Genomic DNA, 16488 nt, shown 5'->3' on the forward strand with positions numbered 1-16488 from the left:
GCGTAACCGCGCGCGCCGAACCACCCGGCGGGACGATCCCGCACCCGGCGGCTAGACATGCGGGAGCCACACGTCGAGGACGTCATGGGCGAGGACCTGCGACTGCCCGGGAGTGCTGAGCAGCAGATCGCCGGTATGGGTTGCGCGCGGCTGCTCGGAACCGGTGCGCCGGATCTCGAGGGACGCCGCCGGAGTGAGCGAACCGTACCGGAGGGTGTCACCGCCGCCGCGACGCTCCCAGCGGGTACCGGACCGGTTCCAGACGGTGGTGAGGACCCGCCCCGGCGATGCGGACTCCCAACTCGCGTGGGTGACGGTCAGATCCGCGCCGTCCCAGCGCAGATCCTCCAGGGAGGAACAGGCCGCGGCCGCGGGCGGGTCGAGCGTGTCGATTCGATCGCTCAGCAGGTCTATCCGCAGTAATCGCGCTGTGCCGCAGGCAATTCCGTCACGCACGTGACCCGCGATCGCGACCGCCTGCCCGTCCGGTCGCAGCACCGCCCGGTCGAAAGCGGTGTTCACGCCCTGGATCCGGCCCAGCGCACGCACCGTACCGGTGTCGGTATCGACGAGGGATAGATGGTTGACGCCCCAGGACGCACCGGGCGGCGATTCGACCCGATCGAGCACGAGCACCCGCTCACCGGCCGCGAGCAGATGCGGGCCCGACAACACCACGCCCGGCGCGATCGAATCCGGCGCAGGCAGCGCGACCCTGGCACGGGCGGCGGGGTGTGGATCGCGCAGGTCGGCCTGGACGAACCCGTCCGGCTGCTGCCACCAGCCGACCGTCGTACCGCGCAACGGGAAGACGCGAGCACAGTGGCAATCCACCCGGCCCGGCAGCATTATGCCGCGTCCCACCTCCATCGCGGTGATCCGACCGGCGGCATCGAGGGCGTAGATGAGCGAGTTGTCCTGTGTGAAACCGCTTTCGGAGTAGTTACCGTCGTATCGCGCGATCACCCGACGCGAGGTGGCCAGCACCAGTTCGGTGCGGGTGCGGAAGACGAACTCCCGCACACTCACCGCCGCTTCGGCGCTCGCATCCGCGTCCAATCGCACCGGAGACAGTCCGGCGGTACAGCCCGAGACGATCAGAACACACCCGATCAGCGCCGAAATCGTTGCCCCGCAAGGGGTCCGGCCGCTCATCCGAGCACCTCCAGGGCTCGCCGGTAGTAGCTCTCGCGGGCCTGCAAGCCGTTGTATCCACCGTTCACCGCCCGGGTGACGGCAGCGAAATCGCTGGCGTCGGCCAGGGCGTTGATATCGCGGGAAGTCCAGTACCACTGGGCGATCCGGAAGCCGACGTCCGGCTGGGCGGCCAGTGCGGGATTTCCCTCGAGGTCCAGGCCCAGGGCCTGACCGGCGGCGCGATAGTTGGCGCGGCCGGTCAACTGAATGGGGCCGCGACCGTGATAGCGCGGGCCGTCGCCGGGCTGGGTATTACCGGCGGCGGTATTGGGCTGGCCCGGATCGTACTGATGGAAGTAGGCATCGTCGCCCAGCTCCTCGAAATACCGGAATTCACAACTCTCGTGGGCCAGTTGCGCCAGGAAGGCAGCTCGCCGACCGGGCGTGGTGATATCGCCCTCCCGCATGGCGGCATTGAGCGCGGGCAAGTACTGCTGGGCCCGGTCCATCGGCAGATCGGGCATGATCGCGGTGAGTTGCTCGGCCGTGATGCCCTCGGACAGCGCGGGTTGTTGCGGTGGCGGCGGGGTGGATATCGCTGCGGGAGCGGTGTTTTCGGTGACGACATTCGGCGCGAGAGGTGTGCCGCCGCCGGAATCGTTCACCAGTGCTGCCGAAACCACCTGCGCGGGAGTCGAATCCACCGCATCAGCCGAGTTCGTCGCGGGAACCGCCTGCGCCGCACTGGTAACCGTCTGCGCGGCGGCGGATGGAATTGTCGCCGCGGCCAGATGCCGCATTTCGCGTTCCACGGCCAGGACGGCCCGTCTGCCGCGCTCCTCGGCGCGATCGAATGCCGCCACCGCCTCGACGATGACCTCGGACCACTCGGCGCTCGCCGAAGATCCGGCGACACCCACCGACGATCCGGCGGTGACCGTCCAATCATCGGCGACGGTGCATCCGGCCGCCTCGGCATCGGCGACATGGTCCAGTAACGCCAACGCGGTGTAGTGCAGATCGGACAGCGCCACAGCGCCTGCGGCACACAGCTGTCCGGCCTGATCGCAGAGCATCCGGTCGTGCCGATGCGCCGTCTCCACCGAGGCGAGCATCGCCTCGAAGGCCGCGCCCTGCCAGCCGTCACCGTCGAGCCGGTGACATTCCGTGCGCACCGCGGCCGACAACGTCTCCAGATCCTCGATGTGCCTGCCGAATTCGATCCGCATCGCCTGGGCGGCCTCGAGCGCCCGCCAGGTCACCAGCACCGAGCGCGGCGGGGTCATATCCGCACCTCCAACCCGGCGAGCAGGCGGCCGTGCGCGAGATCCGCCTCGACGAACGCGGTGAGCGCGTGCTCCGCGCGCGCACCGAATCCACCGAGACGATCGGCACTGCGCTGGACCAGATCCGCCGCGGTACAGGTCGATTCGCACAGCAGCGACACCGTGACGCTGTGCGGAACCAGAGCGCCGATCAGCTCGGCGATCCGGATCGCCGCGCCGCGGACCCCGTCGAGTTCCCGACCCGCCTGCCGCGCGAGCCGGCCGAATCGCGCCACCGCGTCCGCATCGACCACACACGCCTCACCGACCACACCCGAACCGGACATTGTTCCCCCTTGCTCGAACGACTACGACCGACTTCCGGCACCGTATCCAGCCCGATACGGGCCTGTCACGGATCAATTCACAGCCGCACCCTTTCCCGGCAGACGCACCCTTTTCGCAGCTTGCAAAGGGTGCGGGAACAGAATTCGGGTGCGCGTTCTCCCGGATCCGAACCTGCCGATTCCAGACCGCCGAGTCTTGTCTGTGAGACCCGGTACGCTCGCGTAGGGACGGGGGCGGCAGGGCCCTGGCAACGACCAGAGAGTGCGGTATGTTCAAGCGATTGACAGTCCTGCTGGCAATGACAGCGGGCATAGTCCTGGTGACGACGGGTGCGGCCCTGGCCGGTCCGGTCACCATTCACGACGATTCGAAGGTGCTCGACGCCGGGCGCGTGACCACGGCCGGTGACGCGCTGTCCGATCCGGTGCAGGTCTACACCACCGAGAAGTTCTCCGACGACAACTCCGCCTTCGAGAGCCAGGCGAAGAAGGACGTGAAGAACCCGACCGACGTGGTGATCGCGATCAACACCAAGTCGCGGCGGCTGGCGATCGAGACCGGTTCGAACTCCCACATCCGGGACACCTCGGCCGCGGGCGCGGCGTTCAAGGGCGCGTTCGGATCCGGCGACTACACCGGCGCGACGGTGGCCGCGCTGCAATCCCTGGCGAGCACCGCCGACCAGGCCGGCAGCGCGAACAGCATTGCGCCGCAACGGCATCAGCACCACGCCACGAGTACGAGCCACGGCAGCAGCTGGATGGGCTGGCTGTGCCCGCTGATCATCGTGATCCTGATCGTGGCCGTCGTCGTGGCGGTAATCCGGCGGCGGCGCAGCGGTGGCGGCGGTGGATTCCCCGGTGGCGGCGGCGCGCCGGGCGGCTACGGCCCCGGTGGTTACGGTCAGGGCGGTTACGGCGGCTACGGTCCGGGTTACAACCAGGGCGGCGGGATAAGCCCCGGGATGGCCGGTGGCCTCGGCGCGGTCGGTGGCGCGGTGGGCGGCGGCTTGCTCGGCTACGAGCTCGGGAAGATGGAAGGCCGCGAGGAGGAGCGCGATCGCCAGGACCAGAGCTACGACCAGGGCGGTTACGACCAGGGTTATCAGGGCGGCGACTTCGGCGGCGGCGGAGGCGATTACGGCTTCGGCGGCGACAGCGGCGGCGGGTTCGACGGTGGCGGTGGTGACGGCGGCGGGGGCGGCGGCAGCGACTTCTGAGCCGGGCGCGGCGGATGCCCGACGCATCCGCCGCCGGGTTCACCGGAAGTCGCGGGAGCGCGATGCGACGCGAAGATCCATGCGCCGCAGATGTTCCGCGACGACAGTGACCGCGCCCTCGGCATTCTGCACCCGTCCGCGCACCAGCAGTGCGGACGCGCCCTGCGCGATGCGGCGATAACGCTGCCACAGCCCCACCGAACACACCACGTTCACCATGCCGGTCTCGTCCTCCAGATTGACGAAGGTGACCCCGGCCGCAGTGGCGGGCCGCTGCCGATGGGTGACGGCCCCGCCCACCAGTACCTTCGAGCCGTCGGGCACCGCGAGTAGTCCGGCGGCCGGTATCACGCCCAGCGCATCCAGTTGCGGGCGAAGGAATTCGGTCGGATAGCTGCCGGGTGAGACGCCGGTCGCCCAGACATCCGCGGCGGCCGACTCCAGCTCGCTCATCCCGGGCAGGGTGGGTGCGGTGGTTGCCGCACCGGTGCCGGGCAGCCGATCCGCGCGTTCCCCCGCCGCGGCGCCCGCGGCCCACAGCGCCTCGCGCCGGGTGATCCCGAGGCTGTCCAGCGCACCGGCGGTGGCCAGCGATTCCGCTTGCGGCACAGTCAGTTCCACGCGTCCGGTCAGGTCGAGGAAGGAGGTGTAGGGGCCGCCGGAGCGGGCCGCGACGATCCGTTCGGCCAGGTCGTCGCCGATATGCCGGACCGAGGCCAATCCGAGCCGCACTCGCGTCCCGCGTTCTTCCAGGGTGGCCGCGGCGAGACTGTGGTTCACATCGGGCCCGCGCACCACCACCCCGTGCCGTCGGGCATCGGCGACCAGCGATTGCGGGGAGTAGAAGCCCATCGGCTGGGCGTTGAGCAGTCCGGCGCAGAACGCCGCCGGATGATGCAGTTTGAACCACGCCGAATAGAAGACCAGCGCGGCGAAACTCTGCGAATGGCTTTCCGGGAAACCGAAATTCGCGAAGGCGTACACCTTCTCGTAGATCCGGTCGGCCAAATCACCGGTGATGCCGTGTAATTCGCGCATTCCGCGATAGAACCGCCCGCGCAGTCGCTCCATTCGCTCCGGTGAACGCTTGGACCCCATCGCCCGGCGCAGTTGATCCGCCTCGGCCGCGGTGAAACCGGCCACGTCGACGGCCATCTGCATGAGTTGTTCCTGGAACAGCGGAATGCCGAGCGTTCGGGACAGCGAGTTCTTCAGGGCATCGTGATCGTAGGTGACCTTCTCCTGCTTGTTGATGCGACGGATATAGGGATGCACCGAACCACCCTGAATGGGACCGGGCCGAATCAGCGCCACCTCCACCACGAGATCGTAGAATTTACGCGGTTTCAGCCGGGGCAAAGTGGCCATCTGCGCCCGCGACTCCACCTGGAACACCCCCACCGAATCGGCGCGCGAAAGCATTTCGTACACAGCGGGTTCGGCGAGATCGAGCCGATGCAGATCGATCGATTCCCCCTCGTGCTCGCGCACCAGATCGATCATGTAGTGCAGCGCCGAGAGCATACCCAGACCGAGCAGATCGAATTTCACCAATCCCGCGACGGCGCAATCGTCCTTGTCCCATTGCAGCACACTGCGTCCGGGCATCCGCGCCCATTCCACCGGGCAGACATCGGCGATGGGCCGATCGCAGATCACCATGCCGCCGGAATGGATGCCCAGATGCCGTGGCAGGCCCTCGATCTGGCCCGCGAGGTCCAGCACCTCGGCGGGAATATCGGAATCCGTCTCCTGCGCGACGCCGTGCCAGCGGCTCACCCCTTTACTCCAGGCGTCCTGCTGTCCGGTCGAAAAGCCCAGCGCCCGTGCGGCATCGCGCACCGCGGACTTGCCGCGATAGGTGATCACATTGGCCACCTGCGCCGCGTATTCCCGGCCGTATCTGCTGTAGACGTGCTGAATCGCCTCTTCTCGGCGATCGGATTCGATATCGACGTCGATATCGGGCGGACCGTCGCGTTCGGGGGCCAGAAAACGTTCGAACAGCAGATCGTTGGCCACCGGGTCCACATTGGTGATGCCGATGGCGTAGCAGACCGCGGAATTGGCCGCGGAACCCCTGCCCTGACACAGGATGTCGTTCTCCCGGCAGAATTCGACGATGTCGTGCACGATCAGGAAGTAACCGGGAAAACGCATTCCCGAGATCACCTGTAGTTCGTGATCGAGCTGGCGGTACGCCTTCGGATGCGCCGCGCGCGGGCCGTAACGCCGCTCGGCTCCCGCGTAGGTGAGGCTGCGCAGCCAGGAATCCTCGTCGTATCCGTCGGGAACGGTGAACGGCGGCAGTTCCGGCGCGATCAACTCGAGGTCGAAGGCGCATTCCTCGGCCAGGGCAACGGCATTGGGCACCGCCTGCGGACAGGCGGTGAACAGTTGCGCCATCTCCGCACCGGAACGCAGGTGCGCCCCACCGGCGGGCGCGAGCCAGCCGTCCATTCCGTCCAGACTGCGCCGGGCCCGCACCGTGGCCAGTGCCATCGCCAGCCGACGCTGGTGGGGTGCGGCGACGTGCGCGGCGGTGGTGGCGACGATCGGCAGGCCGACCCGGTCCGCGAGGGCGATGAGCCGGGCGTTGCGTTCGTCGTCGGTCGCGGTGCCGTGCCGGGTCAGTTCCACGGTGACCCGGTCGGCGCCGAAACGTTCCACCAGGTCGCGCAGCGCGGCCTCGGCCTGCGCGTCGCCTTCGCGAAGTGCCCGGCGCACATGGCCTTTGCGGCATCCGGTGAGGATCTGCCAGTGCCCGTCCGCCGCGTCGGTGAGCCGGTCCAGGTCGTAGCGCAGGATCCCCTTCTCCCCGCCCGTCATGTGAGCGAACGACATCTCCCGCGACAACCGGCTGTACCCCTGCTGTCCACGGGCGAGCACCAGCAGATGGGTGCCGCCCGGATCGGGGCTGCCCGCGCGCGGCTCGGTGTCTCCCGGACCGTCCTCGAGCGCGTCACCCAGGGACAGTTCCGCGCCGAACACCGTCGGCAGCCCCCATTCCCGCGCTGCTTCGGCGAACCGGACCACGCCGTAGAACCCGTCGTGATCGGTCAGCGCGAGCGCCTCGAGGCCGAGCCGCACCGCCTCCTCCACGAGTTCCTCGGGCTGGCAGGCGCCGTCGAGAAAGCTGTAGGCCGAATGCGCGTGCAGTTCCGCGTACGGCACCACCGGTTCCGTATCGCGTGCCCGCTCCCCCGCCCGGTACGCACCGCGTTTACGTGACCAGGCCGGACTGTCGCCGCCGTCCCTCTCGGGCCGCTCCCGTCCCGGCCGCCCGGACAGCACCCGCTCCATCTCCGCCCAGTTCGGCGGGCCCTGACCCCAGCCCATACCCACCTCCAACCAACCATTCGGTTCTTTCTTTATCGAACATACATTCGACAATGGAGGTGTTTCAAATTTTCGGCACGATTGCCCGATCCACGCTTCGAGCACGTCGAGCCGAGGGCTCGACTTGGGCGATGCTCGCAGGCCGGAACCTACGGAACCGGGATCATTTCCGGATGCAGCAGGGTGCCCGGAGCCCGGACCAGATCGTCGTATCGACCGAATGTCGTATCGAAGAAGGTGCGCAGATAGCCGCGCTGTAGATCGAGCGAGTCGCGCGGATCGATGGTGCCGACCAGTTGCGCGGTGATCGCGGGTGACGTACCTGCTGCGGTGGCGAGCGCGGACACGATCAACTGGTTGTCGCAGAACGAAAGATGCTGCGCACCGTCCAACCGGAAACGTGGTCGCGGTCCGCGACTGTCGGCCCGGAACTGCCGCCACCCCGGGTCGTCGTCACGGGTATGCCCCGCGCTCACGAGCAGGAACGGGCGGTCCAGCCCGTCGGCGATCACCGAACCCGCCAGCGCGCCATCGAGATTCGCGCCCGCCGAGATCCGCCGGTCGTCGTGCATCGCCTGGGCCGCGGTGGCGCCGCCCAGGGAATGTCCGAACATCCCGACCTTCGACATATCGAGTATTCGGGCGAGGTTGCGCGGTAGCGGATGGCGGTCGGCATCCGGGTCGGTACCGGCGGCGATGTCGGCGAGCCGGTCGAGTACGAACCGCGTGTCGGCCAGTCGGATCGGCAACGCGGCCGCGGCCTGAGCCGCGGTCCGGGCGCGATCGGCCGGTGGCAGCACACTCTTCTCGATCCGCCCGCCGGGGAATCGGGTCGCGAACGTCTCGTAGGTGTGGCCGAGGCCGACCACGACGAAACCGTGGCTGGCGAGATCTTCGGCCTGCGCGGTGCTCAGCTCGCTCGGCATGCCCATACCCGGCGAGAACAACAGCACCGGACGTCCTCTCCCGGATACGTCCGCGGGCGCATCGATATGACCGTGACCGGGTGCCAGCGTCGAGGGCATCGACGGCGAAATACCGTAGGCGGTGAGGCTCTGGAGATACATGCGGGCGAGATCGGGAGCAAGCCACGGCCGCACCGGCACTCCCGCGACATCGGCGGCGGGGTACCAGACGCTGATCATCAATTCGCGGGCACGACCGGGGACGTACGGATCCCGACGGGACGCGTCGACCAGATGCAGATCCGTCACGCCGATCGGATCAGGACCGGTCGGCTCAGGCAACGTCACGACCACCGGCGCGGGATGCGACGGCACCGCCTCGGCGCGAGCAGCAACGTCGACCGCGGCCGCCGCCAGCAACAGCACCAACAGACACCGCAACACCCTGACCAACAAGACGATCCCCTCCCCAGCCGCGACGATGTTCGCCGACGATCGACTCAGCCTATCCCGGATCGGTGACACAGCGACGACGCACGAGAACCGACAGGCAGCACCACTCGATCACACGAACAGCGAACGCCCCTGGATGTCACCGAAGTTGTTGCAGCACAACCGATCAGCGAAGCGCGAGACCGCCCGACATCAAGCCGAGGGTGAAGTCGACAGGTCATCGATATTCCGGCCACCGCAAGCACTCGACCGACACGGACCGCAGCACGGGCGCGAATCCACCCGATTGCGCATCCCGGCACCAATGGAACACCGATCGCACTCATCGTGGTTGCGGCACAACCGATCAGCGACGCGCGAGACCGTCCAGCATCAAGCCGAGGCTGAAGTCGAAGCGGTCGTGGTGTTCGCCCGCGGTGAGTTCGGTGGCGTGGCGGATGGTGTGCGGGAAGGTTTCGGCGGGGAGGGCGGTGAGGCGGCGGTGGAGTTCGGCGCGGTCGAGGACCCAGGCGATGTCGTCGGTGACGGCGCGCTGACGGGCGATCGACAACTCCAGGCAGTAGGCGGCGGTGTACAGCAGGAGGGCGTCGATGGCCCAGGCGGCGTCCTGCGGGGCGATACCGCCCGCGAGCAGGATCGCCAGCATGCCCTCGTGCACGCGCACGATCTCGAGGTCGGTGGGCGTCATGGCCAGGGCGGCGCGGGAGATGCCCGGATATTTCAGGTACTGATCGCGGAACCGGACGCACACGTCGCGGATCTGGTCGCGCCAGCGCGCGGGATCGGGTTCGGGGAGGTCGAGTGCGGCACACAACCGTCCGATGAGCAGTTCGTCGAGGTCGGCCTTGTTGACCACGTGGGCGTAGAGCGAGGCGGGGCCGGTGTCGAGCGCGGCGGCCAGGCGACGCATGGTCAGCGCCTCGAACCCCACCGCGGCCACCAGGTCCAGCGCGGTGTCGACGACCTGTTCGACGGTGAACACGGTCTTGCGGCGGCGCGATCCGGCGGCTTCGGGATTCGGTGGCCGATGTCGCGCCGCACGTCGATCTCTGGGGTTCACTCGATCACCATACCTTGACACGAACACTGTTCGTAACTAGAACGGTGTTCGTGATTACCGACGTGAATCAGGATATGGACGTGACCGTGGCCGGGGCCGGACCGGTGGGACTGCTGCTCGCCGCCGAACTGGCCCTGGCGGGAGTATCGGTGCAGGTACTCGAGCGCCGGACCGAGCCGGACGACGCGATGAAGGCGCAGGGCATCAACATTCCGACCGCCGAGGCCCTCGACCGACGCGGACTGCTGCCCGCCGCCGCACAGATGCAGCGCGAAACGCTCGCCCGGACCGGCGCACCCGGCGGCTGGGTGGGCGACCGAGCGCCCGGTGCGGTATCGCGATTCACCGGACATTTCGCGGGGATGAGTCTCGATCCCGAACTCGTGGACTGGTCCGATCCCGACTTCACCGCACATGCCGCGGCATCCGGCGTGCGCCTCGTGCCGCAGCCGAGACTGGAGGCGCTGCTCGCCGAACACGTCGCGCGGCTCGGCGTGCCGGTGCATCGCGGGGTGGAGGTCGTCGCGGTCGAGGACACCGGGGACGGGGTGCTCGTCGGTACCGCGGCCGGGCCGGTACGCACCGGGTGGCTGGTCGGGTGCGACGGCGGGCACAGCGCCGTGCGTCGCCTGGCGGGTATCGAATTCCCCGGCGCCGCACCGGAACTCACCGGTTATCAAGCGGTGGCCGACATCGCCGAGCCGAGCGGGCTCGCCGACGGATGGGTGTGGTCGGCCGCAGGCGTCTACCGCTGCGGGCCGCAACCGGGCCGGATAGCGGTCATGGAATTCGGCGCCGTCGCCGACCGCACGGCGCCGGTCACCCTCGCGGAACTACAGGCGAGTCTGCGGCGGGTCTCGGGTACCGACGTCACCCTGACCGCGCTGCGTGCCCCGGCGAGTCGCTGGAGCGACAACACCCGTCAGGCCGCGACCTACCGATCGGGCCGGATACTGCTGGCAGGCGATGCCGCGCACGTGCACCCGCCGTTCGGCGGCCAGGGACTCAACCTCGGCGCGGGTGACGCGATGAACCTCGGCTGGAAACTGGCCGCCGTGATCGCCGGTCGATCTCCCGAGAACCTCCTCGACAGCTACGACGCCGAGCGACGCCCCCTTGGCACCTGGGTGATGAGTTGGACGCGAGCCCAGATCGCGGTGTTGCGCGGGGACGCCAAATCCGCCGCCCTGCGCGAAGTCGTCGCCGATCTGCTGAACACCCGCGACGGCACCACCCACGCGGTCAAGAAGATCGCCGGGGTCACCCAGCGCATCGACCTGCCCGGCAACCACGAACTGATCGGCCGCTACGCCCCCGACCTGTGGTTACGCGACGGTTCCCGCCTGGCTGACCACGGTCACGACGGCAAATTCCTACTGCTCGACCGGAGCCCCGACGGTAAGTTCGCCCGCCTCGCCACAGCCTGGCCCGAGCGGGTGCGCAGCCTGACCGAGTGCGATCCGCCCCACGCCCATCCGAGCGATATGCCCCACGGCCATCCGAGCGATACGACCGACAGCCACCCAAGCGGTATGTCCGACGGCCTCCCGGTCGGAATGCTGGTCCGCCCGGACGGCGTCGTCGCGTGGGCCTGCACGAGCGTCGACGACCAGGCCATTGCCGATCTCAGCACAGCCCTGCACCGCTGGGCCGGAGCGCGACCCGTGTGATGCGCACCGGACACCATTGCCGACGGAACTTACTTTGGAGTAAGTTCAGGGTGAATCGATCTGCGAAGGAGCGGCGATGACCGACGATCACGTGGCCGATCAGCCTCGGCGTGGCCGAGTGGATCTGACCGGCAGACATGTCCTCATCACCGGGGCCTCCTCCGGTATCGGCCGGGCCGCCGCGCTGGCGGTCGCCGGGAAGGGCGCGGTGGTGCTGCTGCTGGCTCGCCGCGAGGAGGAGCTGACCGCGGTGGTCGAGGAGGTGCGGGCCGCGGGCGGGCAGGCGTACGGGTATCGCTGCGATGTGACCGACGCCGGATCGGTCGAGCAGACCCTCGCGACCGTCTTCGAACAGCACGGGCACGTCGACATGCTGGTCAACAATGCCGGACGGTCCATCCGACGGGCCGTACACCGCTCCACCGACCGGATGCACGACTTCGAGCGCACCATGGCGGTCAACTATTTCGGCGCGGTCCGGATGACGTTGGCGCTGCTGCCGCAGATGCGCGAACGCGGGTTCGGCCACATCGTCAACATCTCCAGCGCCGGTGTGCAGGTCGCCACCCCGCGTTTCGCCGCCTACCTCGCCTCCAAGGCCGCACTGGACAAGTTCGCCGAGGTGACCGCGATCGAAATGCTCTCGGACAACGTCACTTTCACCACCATCCACATGCCGCTGGTACGCACCCCGATGATCGCGCCCAGCGGCAAACAGGGCCCCTCGGAATCCCCCGAATGGGCCGCCGCGACCATCGTGCGCGCGCTGACCGAACGCCCGAAACGCATCGACGTCCCCCTGGGCACCCTCGCCGAATACGGCAGCCTGCTCACCCCACGCATCAAGGATCGGGTCCTGCACCGTTACTACCGCGCCCTGCCCGACTCCCCCGCCGCCAGGGGCGAAGCGATATCGGACCGGCCCGCGGAAGATCTTGTGCCGCAGGGTAAACCGCATCAGGACCGCTCACCGGCCGGTCGCGTCACCCGCACCGTGCTGCGTCGCGCGGCCCGCCTGGTCCCCGGAACCCACTGGTAGATCAGCACTTTCACACACCCAGACCATTTCCCGCCCGGACTCTCCCGGCGTCTGCCGCTCCCGCGGTTCGGTCCGGGCCAGCCGCCATCCGAGTCGCCGGGGCACGGCGGCGCTGCGGACATTCGCTGCGTCGCAATGTATTTCGACGCGTTCGACGCCGGGCAGGGCCAGCACGATCCCGGTCAGCGCGGCGACCGAACGGGTGATCACGCCGCGCCCCGTATACGCGGTATGACACCAGTAGCCGATCTCCAGCGCCGGAGGCCCGATCCGATCGTGCAGCCCGACAGTGCCGAGCAGGGTTCCGGCCGAATCGAACAGGCCGTAGTTGCAGTTCCCGTCGGCGGGCCAGTTCGCGACCGCGGCCTCGATGAACTCGGCCTGTTGCTCCCACGTCCGCCGCCCGGGCAGCCACGGCATCCAGGTGTGCAACTCCTCGTACGACGCCTCGATCGCCCGGAACTGCGCCCCGGCATCACCCCGCTGCCACCGCCGCATCACCATATCGCCGAGATCGATACGTTCGGGCGGCGCGATTTCCGGCGTCAGCACTGCGGAGCGCGAGGTGTCCATGCCACGATGGTGACGCCGCCGGGCGCATCCCGGCAACACCATTTCGGAGTCACCGGCGCGGCGCAAGCGGGTGCGAGAAACATCGGATCCGGCACGGGCACAACGCTTCCCGTCGTATATCTGGTCGATGCCCCGTAGTGTCGATGTGATGACGGATATCGGTGTCCTGCTCGCGGCTTACGACGAGCAGATGCGGGGAGTACCGCCCAATCTTCCGGACGGGGTTCACTGCGAACAGGACGGTCCGCTGCTTCGGATCGTCGGGCAGTTCCGCGGGTTCATCAGTGCCCCAAAGGATCTCGGACCGGACGGTGTCGAGTTGGATCGGTTGATCGCCCGGCAGCGAGACTATTTCGCCGCGCGTGGTGAAGCGGTGGAGTGGAAGACGCGCGGACACGACCGGCCGGACGATCTGACCGAACGGCTTCGCGCGGCCGGTTTCGTCCCGGAAGAACCGGAGACGGTGCTGATCGGCCTCGCCGACGAACTTGCCACGACACAGTCCCGGCCGGATGGAATCCGGATACGTCAAGTCACCGAGGACGCCGATATGCATCGGATCGCCGCCATGGAATCGACTGTGTGGCAGCAGGATTGGAGTTGGCTCGCGGACGATCTGATCGGCCGGGTACGCACCGCACCGGACGAGATCAGAGTTCTCGTCGCCGAAAACGACGACGAGGTGGTGTCGGCGGCGTGGCTGGTGTTTCGCGCGGGGACCGAATTCGCTTCGCTGTGGGGCGGATCGACGTTGCCGCAGTGGCGGGGCCGGGGCATCTATCGCGCGCTGGTGGCCGCCCGCGCCGAACTCGCCGTCGCCCGAGGTGTGCGATACCTCCAGGTCGATGCCTCCCCCGACAGCGCACCGATTCTGCGGAGCCTGGGCCTACATGCCGTGACCACGACCACCCCGTACGTCTGGTCGCCGCCGCGAACAGCAGAAACTAGAGCACGCTAGAGCCTTGGCGGCCCTCCCACGTCCGCCTTCACCACCGGACTGAAGCACGGCACACTGGCGGACATTCGGTAGCGGTCGAACCCTCCACACCGGTAAACCGTCGCGACGAGAGACCACCACTCTCCGCAACCGCGTCCTCGTGCATACCGGCGACTAGTCATAGAGCCCCTCCACGTACCAGGTGTGGTCGCGGCCGAACAGCAGGAGCACCATGACATCGTCGCGAAGGAGGACATGGGCGCGGACGGCGTCGGCGTCGCCGCCGGACCACCAGCGTTCATCCAGCGGCCAGGGGCCGGACCATGCGGTGACCGGCCATTCCTTACTTCCCCAGCGCAGGCGGGCCGGGTCGGCGGCGAACAGGCCGCGCTCGGTGATCCAGATCCGATCGCCGTCCTCGGATTCCAGGGTCACCTCGGGGCGATCGACCAGGATCACCGCGGGAGCGGGTTCGGGTAGCCGGCCGGGCCAGGGCAGTGCGGGGTCGGCGGCGGGTGACAGTTCGTCGCCGAGCGCGATCATCGTGATGCGTTCGGCGGGGCCGCGGCCGCCGCTGAGCACGCCCTTCAGCACGGCCTCCCCGCCCAGCAAGCCCTGCACCCGGACCAGTGCGCGCCGGGATCGTTCCTCCCGCTCCCCCTCCCCGCCCCAGAGACCGAGTTGCAGCGCACCGGCCGTGACGACCTCGACCGGTTCCAGGCGCGGCAGCACGATCGGGGCCGCGCGTCCGGGAGACGCGGCGTTGCTCGCATTCCTGTTCGGCGGTGGTGTTCGTCGCATGCGGGATTCGCCGGGCTCGCCGCCGATCGTCGCGATTCCGGTCCACTCGTCGTGGTCGGGGCGGCCGCCGAGGGCGCGCTGGGTGAGCCAGCCGTCCAACTGCCAGCGCACCCGGTCCGCGGTGCCCTCCGGGGTGAGCGGTTCGGCGCAGCGCCAGATTCTCGAAAGATGTTCTCCGGCAGCAGTTTCCACGGTCACCGCGAGTCTGGTGCAGGCCACCGCGGCGGCGGCCAGATTGTCGTGCAATCGAACCGCCAGCAGGCGACCGGCGAAGGCGGCGGCATCGACCCGGTCGATCGGCGGATCGCACGGGTACTCCACCGTCAGTTCCGGCGCGGTCGGGCGGGCCGCGGGCGCGCGTTCGGGTTCGGCGCGGGCGCAACGATGTGCCGCGATCGCGTCGGCGCCGAATCGGGAGGCGACCTCCGTCGGGGTCAGCGCGGCGAAATCACCGATCCGGCGTAATCCCAAGCGGTGCAACAGATCCACCAGATCCACGCGTTCCGGACCGGCCAGGCTCGGCTCGGCGGCCAGCTCACCCACCGGCAGTGCGGCCAGGAATCGCGCACCCGCGCCCGGCGGCACGATCGCGGACCGGCGGGCGGCCAGGATCGCGGTGGACAGCTGATCCGCGATCCCGATCCGGCACTCCACCCCGGTCGCCGCCACCGCGTCGACGAGCCGTTCGGCCGTCTGCTCCTCGGAACCGAAGAACCGCGCCGCACCCCGCGCCGCCAGCACCAGCAGGCCCGGCCGCAGCAACTCCACCCCCGGCACGGTCTCGTCCACGGCCATGGCCACCGGTTCGAACAATCGGGCGTCCCGATCCGGATCATGCTGCGCCACATACAGATCGGGGCAGCATGCCTGCGCCTCCCGCCGCCGCAACCCACGCCGCACCCCCGCCGAGCGCGCCAGTTGCGAACACGCCACGACCCGATTCGCGTGCAGCACCACCACCGGCCGGGTCGGCGAGATATCCGCTGCCGCGGCGGCCGCGACGGCAGGCCAGTCCGGGCACCACAGCGCCAGCACCCGGGTTACGCGCCGAGCCATCACTGACCACGAATCCTGTTGTTGTACAACATGATTACTCCGACATCGGCCGGGTCACGATATCGCACGACGCGCTTCCGAAATTACCGCGACAGGCGAATCGGACTGTGCGGCAACCCATTCGACACGTCCATCGCCAGGAATCAGATCGAGCGTCCCGGTGCGCTCCGGAACCGAACGGCCACGAACGCGAACGTCCAGCCGCACGGTACGCAGCCGCCCGTAACCACGCCCCAGACCGCCGTACCCGGCGATCCGAGTATCGATACGCAACGTCGCACCACTCCAGCGCCCACCCGCCACCACGAGCGTGGCCCCCTTACTCCGGGCCCGAGCGGCGAGCACCCGCCCACGAGCGGCCGGAACCTCCCGACCACCCATCCCCAACACCACCAGATCGAGCCCATCCAGCAATATCGAAGCAACCTCCAACGGATCGGGCCCCGGATCGGGAACCACCGCGAGCCGCCCCAAATCCGCCCCCATTTCGACCGCGGCAAGCAGCCCGAGCCGAGGCAACCCCACCGCCACCGCCTGCCCCCCAGCACCGGTCACCGCCGGAAGAATTTCCAGCTGAACCCACCACCCCGGTGAATTCGACCGTCCGGCAAGGCATTTCCGAGGGCAAGGGTGCTCATATCAGTTGTCTCCCGTCAGCGCGAGGAACGCGTCCTCGAGGTTGTGGC

At 68.7% G+C, this 16488-nt stretch carries 13 protein-coding genes; 4 read left to right on the forward strand and 9 right to left on the reverse strand.

Going from position 1 to position 16488, the window contains the following annotated elements; translation table 11 throughout:
* Positions 1–51 precede the first annotated feature (51 nt).
* Genes NRB20_RS36705 through NRB20_RS36715 form a run of 3 tightly spaced genes read right to left on the reverse strand, consistent with a single transcriptional unit; the run spans position 52 to position 2749 of the window.
* Complete coding sequence (locus tag NRB20_RS36705; protein WP_153416038.1) at positions 52–1155, reverse strand: hypothetical protein; 1104 nt, start codon at positions 1153–1155, stop codon at positions 52–54.
* Positions 1152–2423 (reverse strand): glycoside hydrolase family 19 protein, encoded by a 1272-nt coding sequence (locus NRB20_RS36710; protein ID WP_227834223.1) that lies wholly within the window; start codon positions 2421–2423, stop codon positions 1152–1154. The genes NRB20_RS36705 and NRB20_RS36710 overlap by 4 nt, the downstream gene beginning before the upstream one ends.
* On the reverse strand, positions 2420–2749 hold the full coding sequence (locus NRB20_RS36715; protein WP_153416039.1) for a hypothetical protein: 330 nt from the start codon (positions 2747–2749) through the stop codon (positions 2420–2422). The genes NRB20_RS36710 and NRB20_RS36715 overlap by 4 nt, the downstream gene beginning before the upstream one ends.
* A gap of 269 nt (positions 2750–3018) precedes the next feature.
* Here NRB20_RS36715 and NRB20_RS36720 point away from each other — a divergent pair, with 269 nt between their 5' ends.
* Positions 3019–3969 carry a hypothetical protein gene (locus tag NRB20_RS36720; RefSeq protein WP_153416040.1) on the forward strand — a complete coding sequence of 317 codons (951 nt, stop codon included), beginning with the start codon at positions 3019–3021 and terminating at the stop codon, positions 3967–3969.
* A gap of 39 nt (positions 3970–4008) precedes the next feature.
* Here the strand turns inward: NRB20_RS36720 and NRB20_RS36725 are convergent, their stop codons facing one another.
* From NRB20_RS36725 to NRB20_RS36735, 3 genes are all read right to left on the reverse strand, one after another.
* Positions 4009–7308: an error-prone DNA polymerase gene (locus NRB20_RS36725; RefSeq protein ID WP_153416041.1), complete on the reverse strand. Its 3300-nt coding sequence runs from the start codon at positions 7306–7308 to the stop codon at positions 4009–4011.
* Positions 7309–7457: 149 nt separating this feature from the next.
* Positions 7458–8669, reverse strand: a complete 1212-nt coding sequence (locus tag NRB20_RS36730; protein ID WP_153416042.1) for an alpha/beta hydrolase family protein — start codon at positions 8667–8669, stop codon at positions 7458–7460.
* A gap of 343 nt (positions 8670–9012) precedes the next feature.
* Positions 9013–9726, reverse strand: coding sequence for a TetR/AcrR family transcriptional regulator C-terminal domain-containing protein (locus tag NRB20_RS36735; protein WP_319945868.1), 714 nt, complete (start codon positions 9724–9726; stop codon positions 9013–9015).
* Between the two features lie 50 nt (positions 9727–9776).
* On the opposite strand from NRB20_RS36735, the gene NRB20_RS36740 reads away from it, so the two are divergent.
* Positions 9777–11396: an FAD-dependent monooxygenase gene (locus NRB20_RS36740; protein WP_319945869.1), complete on the forward strand. Its 1620-nt coding sequence runs from the start codon at positions 9777–9779 to the stop codon at positions 11394–11396.
* Between the two features lie 76 nt (positions 11397–11472).
* Positions 11473–12435: an SDR family NAD(P)-dependent oxidoreductase gene (locus NRB20_RS36745; RefSeq protein WP_153416043.1), complete on the forward strand. Its 963-nt coding sequence runs from the start codon at positions 11473–11475 to the stop codon at positions 12433–12435.
* Here the strand turns inward: NRB20_RS36745 and NRB20_RS36750 are convergent.
* Entirely contained in the window at positions 12364–13008 is a 645-nt protein-coding gene (locus tag NRB20_RS36750; RefSeq protein WP_194290139.1) for a GNAT family N-acetyltransferase, read from the reverse strand. The two genes, NRB20_RS36745 and NRB20_RS36750, sit on opposite strands and share 72 nt — an antisense overlap.
* A gap of 148 nt (positions 13009–13156) precedes the next feature.
* On the opposite strand from NRB20_RS36750, the gene NRB20_RS36755 reads away from it, so the two are divergent.
* Positions 13157–13966 carry a GNAT family N-acetyltransferase gene (locus NRB20_RS36755; protein WP_153416044.1) on the forward strand — a complete coding sequence of 270 codons (810 nt, stop codon included), beginning with the start codon at positions 13157–13159 and terminating at the stop codon, positions 13964–13966.
* Positions 13967–14119: 153 nt separating this feature from the next.
* Here the strand turns inward: NRB20_RS36755 and NRB20_RS36760 are convergent, their stop codons facing one another.
* Positions 14120–15802: a DNA polymerase Y family protein gene (locus NRB20_RS36760; RefSeq protein ID WP_153416045.1), complete on the reverse strand. Its 1683-nt coding sequence runs from the start codon at positions 15800–15802 to the stop codon at positions 14120–14122.
* 54 nt (positions 15803–15856) lie between these two features.
* Positions 15857–16357, reverse strand: coding sequence for a hypothetical protein (locus tag NRB20_RS36765; protein ID WP_194290140.1), 501 nt, complete (start codon positions 16355–16357; stop codon positions 15857–15859).
* Between the last annotated feature and the right edge of the window lie 131 nt (positions 16358–16488).

Origin of the sequence: Nocardia macrotermitis (assembly GCF_009604405.1) — a bacterium.
Classification (GTDB): domain Bacteria; phylum Actinomycetota; class Actinomycetes; order Mycobacteriales; family Mycobacteriaceae; genus Nocardia; species Nocardia macrotermitis.